Genomic DNA, 18837 nt, shown 5'->3' with positions numbered 1-18837 from the left:
ACTAGGTAGATAGGTCAGAGATGGAAGCATGGCGACATGTGGAGTTGACTGATACTAATCGATCGAGGACTTAACCACACTATAAAGCGGAGGCGGCTTGAACAGAGACGACAAGCATTTCTGGGCAATCAGAAGAGGGTGCCTTTTACCCTCAGCTGATTGAACTGAAATGACCTCGAGTCTCTAGCCGCCGGAGCTGGAATGGTATCTACTTGAAGAAGTAGATGCAACAATTGGTCGGTATTCGGCTTTCTTGACATCAATTCTTTATCTAGTTTTCAGGGAATAAATTTTATACGAAAATATAAAATAAGCCTTGAAAAATTATATCTACACGATATAATAATACTTGTCCTTTGAAAGAGACAAGAAATAGTCTGGTGACAATGGCGAAGAGGTCACACCCGTTCCCATGCCGAACACGGAAGTTAAGCTCTTCAGCGCCGATGGTAGTTGGGGGATCTCCCCCTGTGAGAGTAGGACGTCGCCAGGCTTTATATTTTGGAGGATTAGCTCAGCTGGGAGAGCATCTGCCTTACAAGCAGAGGGTCGGCGGTTCGATCCCGTCATCCTCCACCAAAGATTTTTGCGTTAGCAAAATATCTCTCCTTTAACTGCTTCTGTGAAGTAACTTTCCATTAAGACTTCATATGAAAAATTAAATATGCCGGTGTAGCTCAACTGGTAGAGCAACTGACTTGTAATCAGTAGGTTGGGGGTTCAAGTCCTCTTGCCGGCACCATTTTTGGTTTTAAATATCATCTTTTCAGATGAGCCATTAGCTCAGTTGGTAGAGCATCTGACTTTTAATCAGAGGGTCGAAGGTTCGAGTCCTTCATGGCTCACCAAAGATTTTTGCGTCAGCAAAATATCTTTCCATTTATATCATGCGGGTGTGGCGGAATTGGCAGACGCACCAGACTTAGGATCTGGCGCCGCAAGGCGTGGGGGTTCAAGTCCCTTCACCCGCACCATTCATTTTGCGGAAGTAGTTCAGTGGTAGAACACCACCTTGCCAAGGTGGGGGTCGCGGGTTCGAATCCCGTCTTCCGCTCCAGAAGATTTTGCCGGGGTGGCGGAACTGGCAGACGCACAGGACTTAAAATCCTGCGGTAGGTGACTACCGTACCGGTTCGATTCCGGTCCTCGGCACCAAGATTTTTTGCACAAGCAAAATAATCTTCCTTAATTTGAATCAGCAAATAAAGAACAATAATAGAACTATGCGCCCGTAGCTCAATTGGATAGAGCGTTTGACTACGGATCAAAAGGTTAGGGGTTCGACTCCTCTCGGGCGCGCCATATAGATCGGGAAGTAGCTCAGCTTGGTAGAGCACTTGGTTTGGGACCAAGGGGTCGCAGGTTCGAATCCTGTCTTCCCGACCATCTTATTTGGGGCCTTAGCTCAGCTGGGAGAGCGCCTGCTTTGCACGCAGGAGGTCAGCGGTTCGATCCCGCTAGGCTCCACCAAGTTTTTTTACGAAAGTAAAATAAACTTCAGGGATATTTGAGAAGTTCATCTATCATTTAATTTGATATTAAAAGTATCTTGGCGGTGTAGCTCAGCTGGCTAGAGCGTACGGTTCATACCCGTGAGGTCGGGGGTTCGATCCCCTCCGCCGCTACCAAAAGGGACCTTTAGCTCAGTTGGTTAGAGCAGACGGCTCATAACCGTCCGGTCGTAGGTTCGAGTCCTACAAGGTCCACCAAGTACCATTTTAATACGGAGGAATACCCAAGTCCGGCTGAAGGGATCGGTCTTGAAAACCGACAGGGGTGTAACAGCCCGCGGGGGTTCGAATCCCCCTTCCTCCTCCATATTTCCTTTCATGGGAAATTCCATATTTATATCGTCGCGGGGTGGAGCAGTTCGGTAGCTCGTCGGGCTCATAACCCGAAGGTCGCAGGTTCAAATCCTGTCCCCGCAATACCATTTTTGACTAAGGAAGGATATTCCTTGAAGAGTCACGCATGGATAGTTATTTTGACTGTCGTCAAGATAATGAAACCTATTTTGCTTACGCAAATAATGAAAGTTATTTTGACTATCGTCAAAAAACTCTGGTCCGGTAGTTCAGTTGGTTAGAATGCCTGCCTGTCACGCAGGAGGTCGCGGGTTCGAGTCCCGTCCGGACCGCCATTTTCTTTTAATAAGATTATGGTTCAGAATTAAATATTTTACTCTAAGTAAGGCTCAGTAGCTCAGTTGGTAGAGCAATGGACTGAAAATCCATGTGTCGGCGGTTCGATTCCGTCCTGAGCCACCATTTTCTATTTGAAGACATTATGGCGATTGTGGCGAAGTGGTTAACGCACCTGATTGTGGTTCAGGCATTCGTGGGTTCGATTCCCATCAGTCGCCCCATATTTTCTTATATAAATAGTGCGGGTGTAGTTTAGTGGTAAAACCTCAGCCTTCCAAGCTGATGATGAGGGTTCGATTCCCTTCACCCGCTCCAATTATTTATGGGCCTATAGCTCAGCTGGTTAGAGCGCACGCCTGATAAGCGTGAGGTCGGTGGTTCGAGTCCACTTAGGCCCACCATTTCATTATTCCGCAGTAGCTCAGTGGTAGAGCTATCGGCTGTTAACCGATCGGTCGCAAGTTCGAATCTTGCCTGCGGAGCCAATCATATGGGGAAGTACTCAAGTGGCTGAAGAGGCGCCCCTGCTAAGGGTGTAGGTCGGGCAACCGGCGCGAGGGTTCAAATCCCTCCTTCTCCGCCATATTATGGCCCATTGGTCAAGCGGTTAAGACACCGCCCTTTCACGGCGGTAACACGGGTTCGAATCCCGTATGGGTCATTTAAAAAAGACTATCATTTTTGATAGTCTTTTTTTATTGTACAAATTAGAATTAGTGGTCATTTTATTAAAAATATATTAAAAACATGACTAAATGAAGAGATTTAATTGAATGTGGAGCCAAATCGGAACTAAAATAAGCGGTTTTACATGTGAAAGAATGCTTCTACTTCTGTACGAGGGATATATTATCGACATTGCCCGCTTTATTATCGACTTTCCCTATTATATTATCAACTTCTATACTCTTCTTTTCAGTTCAAATTTTTCAATACAATAAACGGAGGATTTGAGGGAACATCAGTCAGTGATCCTCGAAGAAAAAAATGCATCAACTATCACTTAAATCTCCCCAATAATCTTCTCAAAGTATTCAATAACCCCGACCTCCTCATGCATGGTTTCTCCATTATTGTCCATTAAAAAAGGTTTCATCCACCCTAAGCAAGTGACTGCCAGATTCCAACATCCATTCCTAATTGCTCCTTAATTCGACACGCCCATCCTTCGCACAACCAGCCAAAAACGATACATAATACCGGAATTATTCTGCATTTCCCCGTAAATTTCACTTTTTTTAATTTAAAAACTTTCGACAAATTCCGCTATGAATTCAACACGTTTCCCCTATGTTCTTCCAATGTAAACCTTACCATTTAGTAATACTTTCCAAAAGTGAACCGTTTTATCATAAGTATGTAGGAAATTGTCGTAATTGAGCGACGATAATAAAGAGGATTTTGATGAAGTTGAAAGAAAGTAGTAAGTAGATTGAAAAATGTAGGTGAGATGATGAACGCAATGACCATATCAGATTATGATGTTTTTTTGTTTCATGAGGGAAATTTGCAGCAGGCCTATCAGTTTATGGGTTCACATGTGAGAAGAGATTCCACTGGGACCTATACAGAATTTTGCGTTTGGGCACCGAAAGCAAGACATGTTTCATTGGTTGGATCATTTAATCATTGGAATGGAGCCGGGTATGAACTTACACGGCGGAATAACGAAGGTTTATGGACAATTCGCATTGATGGGGATCTATCGGGTGAAACGTATAAGTACGAGATTACCACTCTATCAGGGTTGAAGAAACTGAAGGCGGATCCATATGGGTTTGCTTCTGAGAAGCGTCCAAATACTGCAAGCGTGGTGTATGAGCTGCAGGGATTTTCTTGGGAGGATGAGAAGTGGCTGGAGGATCGAGCCAGTTCGACGGTCTATGACAAGCCTATGGCAATTTATGAAGTGCATTTAGGCACATGGAAGAAGAAAGCTGGTAAATTTCTTTCTTATAAGGAATTAGCTCAGCAATTAATTCCTCATGTGAAAGAACAAGGATTTACACATATTGAGTTGCTGCCTGTCACGGAGCATCCGTTTGATCGTTCTTGGGGGTATCAGGGTACTGGTTATTATTCTCCGACTAGTCGCTACGGCTCACCTCATGAATTGATGGCGTTCGTAAATGAATGTCATTTACATAATATTGGCGTGATTCTGGATTGGGTCCCGGGTCATTTTTGTAAAGATGCCCACGGGTTATATGAATTTGATGGTTCGTTTGCTTATGAGTATGGAGAGGAACGGGACCGTGAGAATTATACGTGGGGAACGGCAAATTTTGATTTAGGCAAGGGGGAAGTGAGAAGCTTCCTGATTTCGAATGCACGTTTCTGGATGGATCTGTATCATATTGATGGTTTCCGGATTGATGCAGTGGCCAATATCATTTACTGGGCAAACCAGGGAGAGCTCGCTCCCAATGAGGGAGCCTTACAGTTTCTAAAAAACTTGAATAAGGCTGTTTTTGAGTATGACTCTTCGATATTGATGATAGCAGAGGATTCTACAGACTGGCCACAGGTGACGTCCCCTGTCCACTATGGAGGACTTGGCTTTAATTATAAGTGGAATATGGGATGGATGAATGACGTCCTTAAATATATGGAAACAGATACGTCTGAAAGAAGACATGTACATTCTCTTATAACATTTTCATTGTTATATGCGTATTCAGAGAATTATGTGCTTCCGTTTTCCCATGACGAGGTGGTACATGGGAAGAAGTCATTATTGAATAAAATGCCCGGTGATTACTGGCAGAAATTCGCTCAATACCGGCTGCTCCTGAGCTATATGATGGCTCATCCAGGTAAGAAGCTTCTATTTATGGGAAGTGAACTTGCCCCGTTTTCAGAGTGGAAGGATTTAGAGGAGTTGGATTGGCATTTATTGGATTACGAATTTCATCACAAATTCAATTCATATTTTAAAGAGCTTATGCATTTATATAAAGGTGCTGAACCATTATTCCAAATGGATCATCGTTCAGAAGGCTTTGAATGGGTGGACGTGGATAATAGAGAACAGCAGATTTTCTCTTTTATCAGAAATGGGAAAGAGAAGGGAGATCATCTTGTAGTGATCTGTAATTTCAGCCCTCATGTGTATCACCAGTATAAGGTGGGTGTGAATAAGGTTTCTTCTTATGAAGAAATTTGGAATAGCGATGATGAACGATTTGGTGGATCACATCAGGTGAATCCGTTGCCTCTTACCGTGCACAATGAGTCGTACCATGGAAGAGATGGATATGTGGAAATGACAATCCCACCATACGCAGCCGTTTATTTAAAACCAATAGATTGAAAGGGGAGAGAAAAGGATGGGAAAAGGTAGATGTGTAGCGATGTTATTAGCAGGTGGAAAAGGGAGCAGGTTAAGCTCATTGACAAAGAGCCTGGCAAAACCAGCTGTACCGTTTGGAGGGAAATACCGCATTATAGATTTCACATTGAGCAATTGTACTAACTCCGGGATTGATACGGTGGGTGTCCTTACTCAGTACCAACCTTTAGTACTTAATTCTTATATCGGGATAGGAAGTGCATGGGATCTTGATCGTAAAAATGGTGGAGTGACCGTACTGCCGCCTTATGCGGAATCATCAGAGATGCGCTGGTATACGGGAACGGCAAGTGCAATCTATCAAAATATGAATTATCTTGAGCAATATGATCCTGAATATGTATTGATTCTATCTGGAGATCACATTTACAAGATGGATTACAGCAAAATGCTGGATTATCACATTGAGAAGAAAGCGGATGTCTCGATTTCTGTGATTGAAGTAGGTTGGGATGAGGCAAGCAGGTTCGGTCTTATGAACACAAATGAGGAAATGAGAATCACAGAGTTCGAGGAAAAACCGCCTTTTCCAAAGAGTAATCTAGCTTCGATGGGTATCTATATCTTCAATTATTCAGTGCTTAAAGATTATTTGGAGATGGATGAGCGTAATCCCGATTCCAGCCATGACTTTGGAAAAGATGTTATCCCTTTGCTTCTTGATGAGAAGAAGAAGCTGATGGCTTATCCGTTTAAAGGGTATTGGAAAGATGTCGGGACGGTTAAGAGCCTATGGGAAGCCAATATGGACTTGATTGATGAGGAAAATGAGCTGAATCTGTTCGATCACGATTGGAGAGTGTATTCGGTTAATCCAAATGAACCGCCTCAATATATTTCTGAAGAAGCTTCTGTGGAAGGATCTCTTGTGAACGAAGGTTGTACGATTGAAGGTACCATTCGCAAGTCCGTCCTGTTCCAAGGAACCACAGTGAAAAAGGGAGCGCATGTCAGTCGCTCAGTCATTATGCCGGATGCTGTCATTGGGGAAAACGCCTATATCGAGCAGGCAATCGTGCCGTCGAATGTCAAGGTTCCGAGCGGCCTATGCATTATGCCGGAAGAAGGATCGGATGAAATCATTTTGGTTACAGAATCATTCATTGAAACACTACTGGAACAAGAAAAAGTGTAAGGTTGAAGACCACATAACAACATAAGAGGAGGAAGTGTTTTGAAAAATACTATGCTTGGCGTTATTGATGCTACTAGTTACTATGATTCGTTGGAGGATTTACTGTTACATCGTTCATTAGCAGCCCTTCCGATTGCGGGCAGATACCGCCTGATCGACTTTGTGCTCTCCAATATGGTGAATTCAGATATTGGTTCCGTTGCGATTTTCCCTAAGTTTCAATACCGTTCCCTTATGGACCATCTTGGATCGGGGAAGAACTGGGATCTGAACCGGAAGCGTGATGGGTTGTTTTTCTTCCCTGCACCAGGCTTGGAAGCAAGTGAAGAGGGTGTGGGGTCATTTAATCACTTCGCCCATCACCTGGACTATTTTAATCGAAGCACACAGGAATACGCATTGATCAGCAATTGCTTTACGTTATGTAATATTGACTACCAACCGGTCCTTGAACGCCATATACGAATCGGCTGTGATATAACGGAAATGCGTCATAACGGAAACTCTTTAGACATGTACCTGGTGAAAACAAGTACACTCATTGACTTGATCCAGAAGCGACGTGAAACAGGCTATACATGTATGCAGGATGTCGTAGAGGACATGGATAGCGGCTTTAAGGTGTGCGGCTATGAGCATGATGGATTTGTTCAAACGATTGATTGCATTGAAGAATACTATGATGCCAGCATGAAGCTAATGAACTTATCATATTGGAAAGAGCTGTTCAAGAAAGATATGCCAATCTATACAAAGGTGAAGGATGAGCCGCCAACACGCTACACATCGGCTGCAAGTGTGAAAAATAGCATCATCGCCAATGGATGCTTCATCGAAGGCCAAGTGAAGAATTCTACGATGTTCAGAGCGGTGAAGGTTGGAAAAAATACAACGATTTCGGGCAGCATCATTATGCAGAAGAGCCAAATTGGAGATAACTGTGTACTAGAGAATGTGATCTTAGATAAAGATGTGAAAATCGAGGATGGCGTAAAGCTTATCGGAGATCCAAACAACCCAATAGTCATTCGCAAAGGGATGATTCAAGGAGCGCTGATGAATTCGTGAAAGTGTTATTTGTAGTATCCGAGTGTGTCCCTTTTATTAAATCTGGAGGCTTAGCGGACGTTGCAGGCGCCCTGCCTAAGGAGTTAAGAAGTTTAGGGACGGATGTCAGGGTGATTCTGCCTAAATACGGTGGAATCCCCCATGAGTTTCGTTCGAAAATGAAACGAAAGAAAGAGTTTTTCGTGTCAGTCGGCTGGCGAAATCAGTATTGTGGGATTGAAGAGTACACCGAAAGTGGAGTAACGTATTATTTTATCGACAATGAATACTATTTTAATCGGGATCGTCTGTACGGATATTTTGATGATGGGGAGCGATTCGCGTATTTTACAAGAGCTGTCTTGGAAAGTATCGCTGTTCTTGATTTTTATCCGGATGTGATTCATTGTCATGACTGGCACACTGGCATGGTTCCGTTCTTGTTGAGAAGCGAGTATCAGGAGAGACCGGGCTATTCATTTATCCGCAGCGTGTTCACCATTCATAATCTGCAATTTCAAGGGATTTACCCTAAACAGGTGATGACTGACCTGTTAGGCATCTCCGAGAGGTATTTTCACCATGAATACCTCGAGTTTTATGGAAACATCAATTTCATGAAAGGGGCGCTCATTTCATCGGATTTTGTCACAACTGTGAGTCCTACATATAAAGAGGAAATCCTCACGCCATACTATGGAGAAAAGCTTCATAATATCCTTGGTCAACGGTATAACCAATTGTTGGGAATCCTCAATGGAATCGACGATGAAGTGTACAATCCTGATGAGGGGGAGTTTCCTTATTTCAGCGGCAATCTTCATGGAAAGAAGCAGGCAAAGCGCCATCTGCAAAAAAGTCTTGGACTGGAAGAGGACGAAGGAATCCCCCTTGTATCCATCATTTCAAGGTTAACGAACCAAAAGGGGCTTGAACTGGTCAGGGGCGTCTTTCATGAAATGATTCAGGAAAATGTTCAGTTTGTCCTGTTGGGAACAGGGGATTGGGAGTTTGAACAGTTCTTCAGGGAGATGGAATGGACGTATCCGGATAAGGTCAGGGTGCAAATCGGATTTAATGAGGAACTGGCAAAACAGATCTATTCTGCCAGTGATATATTCCTGATGCCTTCTAAGTTCGAGCCGTGCGGACTGGGTCAATTGATTGCCATGAGATATGGAGCCCTTCCGCTTGTCCGGGAGACTGGCGGATTGAACGATACGGTTGAATCCTATAATGAAGAAACGAAGACAGGGAACGGTTTTTCGTTTAAGAACTTTAATGCTCACGATATGCTCTACACGTATCGAAGAGCTCTATCGTATTTCTACGAAGATCCGGAAACATGGAATCATATTGTACGAACTGCAATGAATAAAGATTATAGTTGGGCCCAATCGGCCTTTAAGTATAATCAACTATATGCTGACCTGGTATCAAGGAGTGAAAGCCATGTTTTCTGATCCAATTGAATTTAAAGAAATGTTTCTGAAGAAGCTTGAAATGATGTATGGAAAGACGTTTCCTGAATCCACCAGTCAGGATCAGTTTTTTACATTAGGTCATCTTATACGGGAATACATCTCGATGAACTGGATTCATACGAATGAGCAGTACCGGTTCAGTAAACAAAAGCAGGTGTATTACTTATCGATTGAATTTCTCTTGGGACGCCTGCTTCGCCAGAACCTGATGAACTTAGGAATCTACGATATTGTGGATAAGGGATTAAAGGATTTAGGAATTGACCTTGCTGAAATGGAAGAGGTGGAGCACGATGCAGGACTCGGAAACGGTGGTCTGGGTCGCTTGGCTGCATGTTTCCTGGACTCATTGGCTTCCCTTAACTTACCGGGACATGGATATGGGATCCGTTACAAGCATGGATTATTTGAACAAAAGATTGTCAACGGTTTTCAGATGGAGCTTCCTGAGCAGTGGCTGCGTCATGGACATGTATGGGAAGTTCGAAAGTCAGATCTTACCGTCGAAGTACCTTTCTGGGGGAAGGTGGAGTCCTATACAGAAAATGATGTATTGAAGTTTCGCCATGTGGATGCAGAAGTAGTAGCCGCCGTTCCTTATGATATGCCTGTTGTGGGATATGAAACGTCGACGGTCAATACTCTGCGATTATGGAGTGCTGAACCTGCTGCCTATAAAGCCGGTAAAGATATGATGAAATACAAGCGTGATACTGAAGCGATCACCGAATTTCTTTATCCTGACGATACTCATGAGGAAGGGAAAATCCTGCGCTTGAAACAGCAATACTTCCTGGTATCAGCAAGCATCCGTTCTATTCTTGATTCCTACCTGTATCGTAACGGGGATATGAAGGAGCTTCATGAAAACATTTCAATCCATATCAATGATACTCATCCTGTCCTCGCGATACCAGAACTGATGAGGGTCCTTCTTGATGAATATTCCTTTGAATGGGAAGAAGCGTGGAAAATCACGACGAATACATTTGCCTATACGAATCATACGACTCTATCAGAAGCATTGGAAAGATGGCCGATCCGTATTTTCCAACCCCTGCTCCCCCGCATTCACATGATCGTGAATGAGATCAACGAGCGATTCTGTCAGGAGTTGTGGAAGGAGTATCCCGGTGAATGGAAGCGGATAGAGGATATGGCGATCATCTCCCATGATGAAGTGAAAATGGCTCACCTGGCGATTGTAGGAAGCTTTAGTGTGAATGGAGTGGCAAAGATTCATACTGAAATCTTAAAGCTAAGAGAAATGAACTTATTCTATCAATATTATCCTGATAAATTTAATAGTAAAACAAATGGAATTACACATAGAAGATGGCTATTGAATAGCAACCCTTCTCTGTCGAATCTGATATCGTCTTCCATCGGGGATGGGTGGATTAAAGATCCAGGTAAGTTAGCGGACTTGAAAGAGTATCATCACGATACGGCGTTTCTTAAGGACCTGTATGATGTAAAACAGGAAAATAAACGGAAGCTTGCAGATCGAATATTTGAAAGTAATGGAATCGTCGTGGATCCTACTTCGATATTTGACATTCAAGTGAAGCGGCTACATGCGTATAAACGACAGCTCATGAATGTTTTACACATTCTTCACCTTTATAATCGTTGTGTGGAAGATCCAAGCTTTGATTTTCATCCGCGAACGTTCATTTTTGGAGCAAAAGCATCCCCGGGTTACTACTATGCGAAGAAAATCATTAAGTTGATTCACTCTGTAGCGGATCTGGTGAATGACCACCCGCTTGTAAAAGGTCGGATTAAAGTCGTATTCCTGGAAAATTACCGGGTATCATTAGCTGAAGAAATCATTCCCGCAGCTGATTTGTCTGAACAGATTTCAACTGCAAGCAAAGAAGCCTCCGGTACAGGAAATATGAAGTTCATGATGAACGGAGCCATGACCATTGGGACATTGGACGGGGCAAATATTGAGATTCTTGAGCAAGTAGGCAAAGAGAATATCTTTATATTTGGTTTAACAGCTGATGAAGTGATGAAATATCAGCATCACGGTGGATATTATGCAATGGAGTATTTTCACTATGATACCCGCATCAAGAGGGTGTTGAATCAATTGGTTGACGATACACTTCCTGATGCTGGTGACCATTTTGAAACCATTTATGACTCCTTATTGACGGAGAACGATCAATTCTTTGTCCTGAGGGATTTCGACTCTTATGTCAGGGCTCAAGAACAAGCAGGAAAAGCGTATGAAAATAAAGAGCATTGGTCAAGAATGTGCTTGCAGAACATTGCTAACTCCGGCTATTTCTCGAGTGACCGGACGATTGAGCAGTATGCGAAGGACATCTGGGGCATTGCACAAGGGAGTTTAATAAAGTAGAAAAAAGCTTGGGGAAAATTTTCCCCAAGCTTTTTAAAATTATTTCTTCTTATCAGAAATATAACCATCGCCATCTTTATACGGAATGTCACCTAATGTGGATTCCATATTGTTTTCATCCAGCATATCCTCATATTCTTCATGGGTTTTCGAAGGATATGCCTTGCGGTTGGAGCCTTCCATGTCGGTTCCGACAAAGGACTCGAAATCCTCTGTAAATCCTTCTGATGTGTCTTCATCCTGATACAATTCAGAATAGTCTTCATAATCCCCTTCGAAGTCAGAAGGAGTTTCGGATGTGCCGAAGCGGCCTACTTCCTGAAAGCTATCATTGTCATCCCGGACATTTCCGTCTGTTTCGTGCCTGAATTCATTATCAACAGGCGGCTGCAGCACATCTTCTTCTACTGGTCTATCCTGGGGTGTCGATTGTTCCGGTGAATGGTCTTTACAATAGAGCGTGGTCGGAATGACTTCCAAACGCTCATAAGGAATTTCCTGACCGCATTCTTTACATTGTCCATATGTTCCTTGTTCGATCGCCTGCAGGGCATTGTGAATTTTATTTAGTTCCAGTTTGGCGTGATCATCTATGGCGAAATCCTTCTCCCGTTCATATAACTCTGTTCCCATGTCGGCAGGATGATTATCGTAAAGGGAGAGTTCACCTGAGTTATCACGTTCATTTGTATGGTGAAGATTATCTAAATCCTGATGTAAATGTTCTTGTAACTGTTTTTCCTGTTGAACCAATTCTTGTTTTAGTGTCTGTTTTTGGCTGTCTGTTAGCAATTTCTTCACATCCTTCATTATGTTCGCTTAAATAATGTACTAACCATACTTTATCCGAAAGTGGGGTTGTTAAAACATAAAAGGTTGTTTTATGTTGCTTTTTCAATTAGCGAGCGGTAGTTGATTTCCGCTCCAGATGCTCGCTTTCCGCGGGCGTGAGTTGAGCCTCCTCGGGCTTTGCCCTGCGGTGTCTCAACATTCCCGCTATTCCCGCAGGAGTCGAGCATCTTCCGCTCCAATCAACTTTCTATGCATAAGTCCAACTTTAATTATTGAAATTACCATATATTTAAAAAAATACATTTTTCAATGTGTATAATGGTCAATTTTTAGTGATGGAAGTATTTTTCTTATAGTTCTGGCACACAATCAACTATCAAACCGTTACTGTTTTTAGAAGATTTAGTACATTCAGGAATATAACAATCATTGTAAAAAGAGCATATAAAAAAGAGTCGAACCCTAAATGAAGGGGCGACTCACGTTTTTTAAAGCATGTATGCAAGTAATAGTCCAATGGATAGCAGGAATCCAAAGATGGTATTCGTTTGTGCGGTGGCTTTCATGGCTGGCATCATTTCGATTGGCTGTGATTTTCCGATGAATCCTGTCGTGGCCTTGACGGCTTTCGGGATACTAAGAAAGGCAACGAACAGCCAAGGAGATGAAACGCCGGCAAGGACAAGCCCGATTATCCAGCCATAGGATACAACAAACATGCCGCCCAACAGGACGATGGCTCCTTTTCTTCCTAGAAGAATGGCGATGGTTTTACGGCCGTTTTCTTTATCACCGTCCAGGTCGCGGATGTTATTCGCTAATAGAATTGCGCCGACTAAAATGGATACGGGAACAGACAATAGGATGCTGTCACCATTGATATATCCAGTTTGAATGTAAAACGATATGAGAATGATCACTAGTCCCATAAAGAACCCTGCGACGATTTCTCCAAAAGGTGTGTAAGCAATTGGCATAGGCCCTCCAGTATAAAAGTACCCCGCTGCCATGCACACTATACCTATGAGTGCCAGCCACCATGTGCTATAAAGACAAATATAAATTCCTAATAAAAGGGCAATTCCGTACAGTGAAAAGGCGAGGTTTATGACCGTGGAGGGTTTGACCCCGTTCCGGACAATTGCTCCTCCGATACCTACAGAATGCTCTGTATCCAGGCCTCGCTTATAGTCATAATACTCGTTGAACATATTGGTAGCAGCCTGGATAAGCAAGCATGCAATAAGCATGGCTGCAAATAATGGTATGTTTACTGTAGTAAATTGAAGTGCAAGAACAGTGCCTAGTAAAACAGGTACAAATGCTGCTGTTAGTGTGTGTGGCCTTGTAAGCTGCCACCAGATTTTCCACCCTTTATCTGATTCCAAAACATTGGATGCTTGTTGTTCCATCATACTCTCTCCCTTACGCAATAAGGAATTTTCAGAAAACATTACAATTCCTTTACAGATTAAAGTGTAGGTAAAGGGAAGAGGACTGTCAATCATTTTCTTAAAATCCGCGAAGGTGCTATTTTCCAATAATTGAGCACTTTTACAACGCTTTTGGTTTCTCAAAAGGGGAAAAAGGGTTTATTATATAATAAGAATAAAAATTGTGTCATGTCTTAAACTTCGTTGACACACCTTTAAGACAGGTGTATCTTATAATAAGTTTGAATATCGTACGTGATTTTGTTTGGGGGAATTCAATTGGTTACCATTCATAAAACCAAAATTGAAAAAGCATATGATACAGCCAAAATGAAGGCTAAACAAATACATCACCCCGTCCTTCTCAGCATAGTGGAGGAAGTAGATGCAGTGGATCCTCTTTCTTTTTATTATGGAGGAAGCTCTTTTATCGGAGAGCGTTTTTTATGGAAGGACCGTGATCATACCATCTCGCTGGTAGGGCTTGGAGCAGCTCATATCATGTCTGCAAATAATATAAATGACCGATTTTTTACGGTTGAGAAAGAGTGGAAGCGCTTAATTGAAGAGTCAGTGATTGTGACCGGGGAAGAATGGACAGGCACAGGTCCTTTGTTATTTGGGGGATTTAGCTTTGATCCGCTAAATGATATCGGGGAAGAGTGGGAGCAATTTTCGAACGGTGCGTTTCAATTACCGTTGTTTATGCTGACAAAGCCGGGGAAAACCAATTATTTAACGATGAATTTTATTTGTCATCCGGAAGAGTCGGAAGAAAGTTTATTTCATGACCTTTTCAGGATTAAAGAAGAGCTTCTTGAAAACGCGGGGATGCCAATTATACCTGAACAGCCCCGATGGCTGCAAAATAAGGATATGAAGCCTCAAGAATGGAAGGATTCTGTTCAAAATGTGGTGAATCGTTTAAAACAGGGCGAGATGGATAAAGTAGTGCTTGCCAGAAAATGTGAAGTGGCGTTTGATACGAAAGTGTCATCTGACTTTGTATTGGATAATTTGTGGAAGCAGCAGCCGGACAGCTTTGTTTTCAGTTTTGAAAGGGAAGAAAGCTGTTTTATTGGGGCCACACCTGAACGACTTGTCAAGAAAACAGGAAATGATGTTCTTTCCACCTGTTTAGCAGGATCGATTGCACGCGGGGATACGTTGGAAAACGACGAGAAACTGGGAACGGAGCTCCTCGAAGATGAGAAGAACCGTTACGAGCATCAGCTTGTTGTTGAAAGCATCCATGAGGCTCTTGCACCTTACTGTGAGTCGTTGACGATTCCATCATCGCCTCAATTGATGAAGCTGAAAGACATTCAGCATTTATATACTCCTGTCACAGGACAGGCATGTAAACATACATCCCTTTTGGAATTGGTGGGAAAATTACACCCGACTCCTGCATTAGGTGGAGTTCCAAGGGATAAAGCATTGCACGTAATCAGGGAAGAGGAAGAGATGGATCGAGGATTATATGCAGGCCCAGTAGGCTGGATCGATGCCTATGGAAATGGGGAGTATGCCGTTGCCCTTCGTTCGGGTCTCCTACAGGGAGATAAAGCCTATTTATATGCTGGGTGTGGAATTGTGGCAGACTCCGAACCTGAAAGTGAGTTTAAAGAAACACAAATGAAATTTCGACCGATGCTGAGAGCATTAGGGGGAAAAGTACATGATTGATGAACATCAGCAGAGGTTAACTCATTATTTAGCGGCATTTATTGAAGAATTGGTTGGAAATGGAGTAGACGAAGTAGTCATTAGCCCTGGCTCCCGTTCTACTCCTTTGGCTTTGTTATTCACCCATCATCCTGAAGTGAAAACGTACATTAATGTAGATGAACGTTCTGCTGCTTTCTTTGCTTTAGGGGTTGCGAAAGCAAAGAAAAAGCCGGTCGCCATCCTCTGTACATCCGGAACGGCAGCAGCTAATTATTATCCGGCGATTATTGAAGCACGCTACGCGAAAGTGCCATTGCTCGTGTTGACGGCTGATCGTCCCCATGAGCTGCGGGAGGTAGGTGCCCCGCAAGCAATTGATCAGCTGGATCTATATGGAAAACATGTAAAATGGACAGTGGATATGGCACTGCCGGAAAATAGTCCGTCCATGCTTAAATATGCAAGGTCTTCAGCATCCAGAGGAATAGGACTTTCATTGGGAGAACCGAAAGGACCCGTTCACTTTAACTTTCCATTCAGGGAACCGTTAATTCCTGATTTAAAAAACGTTTCTTATTCAACAGATTCTAAAGCAAAAAGGGTCCTTCACGGAGAGAGAAGCCTGTCCCCCGCTGTCGCTCAAGAGCTTCAAGGGATACTCCGAAATAATGAGAGAGGTCTGATTATTTGCGGGCCAGGGCTGAATAGTGATTCGATTGACTACATCGTTGAATTTAGTGAGCAATTCGGTTTTCCAATCGCAGCGGACCCCCTCTCCCAAATGAGGAGCGGTTCTCATTCGAAGGCACAAATTATCGATACCTATGATACGTTCTTGAAGATTGATGGAGTAAAGGAGAGCCTGCATCCTGAAATCGTGATTCGTTTCGGAGCAATGCCTGTATCAAAACCTCTCATGTTGTTTCTGAAAAGTCTTTCAGAAATCCCATACTGGATCGTAAGTCCGGGTGAAGAGTGGCAGGATCCCATATCGAAAGGGACGGAATACATCTATTGTGATGAGGGCTTATTCTGTCAAAGCATGATCATTGAGCCAAGCCGTGAGGGTTCTTATGATTGGATCAATCACTGGAAGAATGTGAATCATTCCACAAAGGAACTGCTTCTTAAAGGTCATCATTCGTGGGATGAAGGAATGGCAGTAAGTGACCTTATTCAACATCTGCCTGAAAAGTCTAATGTATTTGTCAGCAACAGCATGCCGATACGGGACATCGATACGTTTTTCTTTAGTAATGATCGGTCAATCGGTATCTATGCCAATCGGGGAGCGAACGGAATTGATGGCGTGGTGTCGACAGCACTTGGGATGAGCACTTGCTCGGATTCCATGTATCTTTTGATTGGGGATCTTGCTTTCTTCCACGATTTAAACGGCCTTCTCGTTGGGAAAAAATATAAGCTGAATCTGACCATAGTAGTCCTTAATAATAATGGTGGGGGAATCTTTTCCTATCTTCCTCAAGCTAGTGAAGGTGAATACTTTGAAGAGCTGTTCGGCACGCCGATGGATCTGGATTTTTCTCATGCAGCCAAGCTTTACGAAGCCGGTTATTTCCGAGTGGAATCAGAAGAAGAATTTGCCAATGCTGTAACGGAAGCACAGCTCAGAAATGGCTTGAAAATCATCGAAGTGATGACGAACCGTGAAGAAAATGTAGCAAATCATCGTAATTTGTGGAATTTTGTTTCCCGGGAAATGATGAAGAAATATGAGGGTGAAAATCATTGATCCTGCAAGTGAATGATATTCGCTATTTTGTAGAAGTTAAAGGAGAAGGAGAGCCTTTGGTTTTTCTTCATGGTTTTACCGGGGATACGACAACATGGTCAGAAATCACCGATCAGTTATCTATTGCGTATAGGTGCATAACCATTGATTTGATTGGTCATGGCCGCACAGAATCCCCTGAAGATCCATCAAGATATACAATGGATCATGTATCAAGTGATCTTGATTCCATTTTGTCTGTACTTGAAGTGGACGAGGCGATCTTGATCGGCTATTCTATGGGAGGTCGGACGGCCCTTCACTTCACCATGAGCTATCCTCAAAAGGTGAAGACTTTGATTCTTGAAAGTGCCTCTCCCGGATTGAAAACGGGTGAAGAAAGAGTGGAACGGCGGAAAAAAGACCATGCGTTAGCCGACCGGATCATGAGAGAAGGAATGGAAGCATTTGTCGACCTTTGGGAGGAGATCCCTTTGTTTGCTTCTCAAAAAAGACTTACTGAAGATGAGCGTGCCGAGATTCGTAAGCAGCGCCTGAGTCAGTCTCCTTTAGGCTTATCAAATAGCTTGAAAGGAATGGGGACAGGGGCTCAAACCTCATGGTGGGACAAGCTTGGTCAGCTATCTCTTCCAGTCCATTTACTTGTAGGTGAGCTGGATCATAAGTTTGTTCATATTGCGGAAGAAATGAAAAAAATCAATCCGGACTTTCAAATCATGACAATTTCTAACACAGGTCATGCAATTCATGTGGAAGAACCGCGAAAGTTTGGTACAATAATAGAGGATCTACTGTTAACTACATAAAGGAGGAACAAACCAATGGCTTTTGAATGGGTTTCAGAAAGAAACTACGAAGATATTTTGTACGAAACATACAATGGGATCGCAAAAATCACGATCAATCGACCAGAAGTTCGCAACGCTTTTCGTCCTAAAACTGTAATGGAATTAATCGATGCATTTGCATATGCACGTGACGATTCCAAAGTCGGTGTCATCGTTTTAACAGGTGCTGGAGAAAAGGCATTCTGTTCAGGTGGAGACCAAAGAGTACGGGGACATGGCGGATACGTCGGGGAAGATGAAATTCCGCGACTGAATGTACTGGACTTACAGCGCCTGATCCGAGTGATCCCTAAGCCGGTCATCGCAATGGTAGCAGGTTATGCCATCGGAGGAGGACATGTCCTTCATGTCGTATGTGATATTACGATTGCTGCTGACAATGCAATCTTCGGACAAACTGGTCCTAAGGTAGGTAGCTTTGACGCCGGATACGGTGCAGGATATCTTGCACGCATCGTCGGTCACAAGAAAGCAAAGGAAATCTGGTACCTATGCCGTCAGTATAACGCACAAGAAGCGCTTGAAATGGGTCTTGTCAATACAGTCGTTCCATATGAGCAGCTTGAAACGGAAACGGTTCAGTGGGCATCAGAAATGCTTGAAAAAAGTCCGACTGCCCTTCGTTTCTTAAAAGCTTCATTCAACGCAGATACAGATGGATTAGCGGGTCTGCAACAACTTGCAGGAGACGCTACACTTCTATACTACACAACGGAAGAAGCCAAGGAAGGCCGCGACGCATTCAAAGAAAAGCGTAAACCGGACTTTGGACAATTCCCTCGTTTCCCTTGATCTAAGGTGGCC

11 protein-coding genes, 21 tRNA genes and 1 rRNA gene are annotated in these 18837 nt (G+C 43.2%); 31 read left to right on the top strand and 2 right to left on the bottom strand.

Annotated elements, in window-relative coordinates; genetic code table 11:
• Window positions 1–376 precede the first annotated feature (376 nt).
• The 27 genes from rrf (at window position 377) to FZC88_RS20080 (ending at window position 11536) form a co-directional block, all read left to right on the top strand.
• Window positions 377–493, top strand: a 5S ribosomal RNA gene (gene rrf, locus FZC88_RS20210).
• 10 nt (window positions 494–503) lie between these two features.
• A tRNA-Val gene (locus FZC88_RS20205) sits at window positions 504–579 on the top strand.
• Between the two features lie 87 nt (window positions 580–666).
• Window positions 667–742: transfer RNA gene (locus FZC88_RS20200), tRNA-Thr, on the top strand.
• Window positions 743–772: 30 nt separating this feature from the next.
• Window positions 773–848, top strand: a tRNA-Lys gene (locus tag FZC88_RS20195).
• A 41-nt stretch (window positions 849–889) separates the two neighbouring features.
• Window positions 890–974: transfer RNA gene (locus FZC88_RS20190), tRNA-Leu, on the top strand.
• An 8-nt stretch (window positions 975–982) separates the two neighbouring features.
• Window positions 983–1057, top strand: a tRNA-Gly gene (locus FZC88_RS20185).
• A gap of 9 nt (window positions 1058–1066) precedes the next feature.
• Window positions 1067–1155: transfer RNA gene (locus FZC88_RS20180), tRNA-Leu, on the top strand.
• Window positions 1156–1225: 70 nt separating this feature from the next.
• Window positions 1226–1302: transfer RNA gene (locus tag FZC88_RS20175), tRNA-Arg, on the top strand.
• Between the two features lie 7 nt (window positions 1303–1309).
• Window positions 1310–1386, top strand: a tRNA-Pro gene (locus tag FZC88_RS20170).
• 8 nt (window positions 1387–1394) lie between these two features.
• Window positions 1395–1470 (top strand) — tRNA-Ala (locus tag FZC88_RS20165).
• Between the two features lie 81 nt (window positions 1471–1551).
• Window positions 1552–1628, top strand: a tRNA-Met gene (locus FZC88_RS20160).
• A 4-nt stretch (window positions 1629–1632) separates the two neighbouring features.
• Window positions 1633–1709 (top strand) — tRNA-Ile (locus FZC88_RS20155).
• Between the two features lie 16 nt (window positions 1710–1725).
• Window positions 1726–1818: transfer RNA gene (locus FZC88_RS20150), tRNA-Ser, on the top strand.
• Between the two features lie 36 nt (window positions 1819–1854).
• Window positions 1855–1928 (top strand) — tRNA-Met (locus tag FZC88_RS20145).
• Between the two features lie 135 nt (window positions 1929–2063).
• A tRNA-Asp gene (locus FZC88_RS20140) sits at window positions 2064–2140 on the top strand.
• A 51-nt stretch (window positions 2141–2191) separates the two neighbouring features.
• Window positions 2192–2267 (top strand) — tRNA-Phe (locus FZC88_RS20135).
• 22 nt (window positions 2268–2289) lie between these two features.
• Window positions 2290–2365, top strand: a tRNA-His gene (locus FZC88_RS20130).
• Between the two features lie 20 nt (window positions 2366–2385).
• A tRNA-Gly gene (locus FZC88_RS20125) sits at window positions 2386–2459 on the top strand.
• A 9-nt stretch (window positions 2460–2468) separates the two neighbouring features.
• Window positions 2469–2545: transfer RNA gene (locus FZC88_RS20120), tRNA-Ile, on the top strand.
• Between the two features lie 9 nt (window positions 2546–2554).
• Window positions 2555–2629, top strand: a tRNA-Asn gene (locus FZC88_RS20115).
• Window positions 2630–2636: 7 nt separating this feature from the next.
• Window positions 2637–2727 (top strand) — tRNA-Ser (locus FZC88_RS20110).
• 6 nt (window positions 2728–2733) lie between these two features.
• Window positions 2734–2805 (top strand) — tRNA-Glu (locus FZC88_RS20105).
• A gap of 771 nt (window positions 2806–3576) precedes the next feature.
• Window positions 3577–5457, top strand: a complete 1881-nt coding sequence (gene glgB / locus FZC88_RS20100) for a 1,4-alpha-glucan branching enzyme (protein ID WP_262371991.1) — start codon at window positions 3577–3579, stop codon at window positions 5455–5457.
• Between the two features lie 16 nt (window positions 5458–5473).
• Window positions 5474–6631 (top strand): glucose-1-phosphate adenylyltransferase, encoded by a 1158-nt coding sequence (locus FZC88_RS20095; protein WP_148996186.1) that lies wholly within the window; start codon window positions 5474–5476, stop codon window positions 6629–6631.
• Between the two features lie 39 nt (window positions 6632–6670).
• The gene (locus FZC88_RS20090; protein ID WP_148996185.1) at window positions 6671–7699 is read left to right on the top strand and encodes a GlgC family sugar phosphate nucleotidyltransferase; all 1029 of its coding nucleotides are present in this window, start codon (window positions 6671–6673) and stop codon (window positions 7697–7699) included.
• On the top strand, window positions 7696–9141 hold the full coding sequence (gene glgA, locus FZC88_RS20085; RefSeq protein ID WP_148996184.1) for a glycogen synthase GlgA: 1446 nt from the start codon (window positions 7696–7698) through the stop codon (window positions 9139–9141). Before FZC88_RS20090 ends, glgA begins: the two co-directional genes overlap by 4 nt.
• Window positions 9131–11536 (top strand): glycogen/starch/alpha-glucan phosphorylase, encoded by a 2406-nt coding sequence (locus tag FZC88_RS20080; RefSeq protein WP_148996183.1) that lies wholly within the window; start codon window positions 9131–9133, stop codon window positions 11534–11536. The genes glgA and FZC88_RS20080 overlap by 11 nt, the downstream gene beginning before the upstream one ends.
• Before the next feature lie 39 nt (window positions 11537–11575).
• Here FZC88_RS20080 and FZC88_RS20075 read toward each other — a convergent pair whose 3' ends face one another.
• Both FZC88_RS20075 and FZC88_RS20070 read right to left on the bottom strand, forming a co-directional pair.
• Entirely contained in the window at window positions 11576–12337 is a 762-nt protein-coding gene (locus FZC88_RS20075; RefSeq protein WP_262371997.1) for a TraR/DksA C4-type zinc finger protein, read from the bottom strand.
• 479 nt (window positions 12338–12816) lie between these two features.
• Window positions 12817–13740: a 1,4-dihydroxy-2-naphthoate polyprenyltransferase gene (locus FZC88_RS20070; protein ID WP_148996218.1), complete on the bottom strand. Its 924-nt coding sequence runs from the start codon at window positions 13738–13740 to the stop codon at window positions 12817–12819.
• A 300-nt stretch (window positions 13741–14040) separates the two neighbouring features.
• Between FZC88_RS20070 and FZC88_RS20065 the strand changes: the two genes are divergently transcribed.
• From FZC88_RS20065 to menB, 4 genes are read left to right on the top strand one after another with little or no spacing between them, the layout of a single operon-like run.
• Window positions 14041–15450: an isochorismate synthase gene (locus tag FZC88_RS20065; protein ID WP_262371990.1), complete on the top strand. Its 1410-nt coding sequence runs from the start codon at window positions 14041–14043 to the stop codon at window positions 15448–15450.
• A complete protein-coding gene (menD, locus tag FZC88_RS20060) occupies window positions 15443–17185 on the top strand; it encodes a 2-succinyl-5-enolpyruvyl-6-hydroxy-3-cyclohexene-1-carboxylic-acid synthase (protein WP_148996181.1) in 1743 nt (580 codons plus the stop codon). The genes FZC88_RS20065 and menD overlap by 8 nt, the downstream gene beginning before the upstream one ends.
• Window positions 17182–17991: a 2-succinyl-6-hydroxy-2,4-cyclohexadiene-1-carboxylate synthase gene (gene menH, locus FZC88_RS20055; RefSeq protein WP_316247545.1), complete on the top strand. Its 810-nt coding sequence runs from the start codon at window positions 17182–17184 to the stop codon at window positions 17989–17991. The genes menD and menH overlap by 4 nt, the downstream gene beginning before the upstream one ends.
• Before the next feature lie 15 nt (window positions 17992–18006).
• The gene (gene menB / locus FZC88_RS20050) at window positions 18007–18825 is read left to right on the top strand and encodes a 1,4-dihydroxy-2-naphthoyl-CoA synthase (protein WP_148971361.1); all 819 of its coding nucleotides are present in this window, start codon (window positions 18007–18009) and stop codon (window positions 18823–18825) included.
• Window positions 18826–18837 lie beyond the last annotated feature (12 nt).

It is taken from the genome of Rossellomorea aquimaris (genome assembly GCF_008180865.1).
Taxonomy (GTDB): Bacteria; Bacillota; Bacilli; order Bacillales; family Bacillaceae_B; genus Rossellomorea; species Rossellomorea yichunensis.
The sequence above is the reverse complement of the archived record's forward strand: the minus strand, read 5'-3'. Positions and strand labels throughout refer to the sequence as shown.

Excerpts from the sequence above, each read along its gene's own strand:
- menD (WP_148996181.1), top strand. The coding sequence starts at position 15,443 with ATGATTGATGAACATCAGCAGAGGTTAACTCATTATTTAGCGGCATTT.
- FZC88_RS20080 (WP_148996183.1), top strand. The coding sequence starts at position 9,131 with ATGTTTTCTGATCCAATTGAATTTAAAGAAATGTTTCTGAAGAAGCTT.
- menB (WP_148971361.1), top strand. The coding sequence starts at position 18,007 with ATGGCTTTTGAATGGGTTTCAGAAAGAAACTACGAAGATATTTTGTAC.
- FZC88_RS20070 (WP_148996218.1), bottom strand. The coding sequence starts at position 13,740 with ATGGAACAACAAGCATCCAATGTTTTGGAATCAGATAAAGGGTGGAAA.
- FZC88_RS20095 (WP_148996186.1), top strand. The coding sequence starts at position 5,474 with ATGGGAAAAGGTAGATGTGTAGCGATGTTATTAGCAGGTGGAAAAGGG.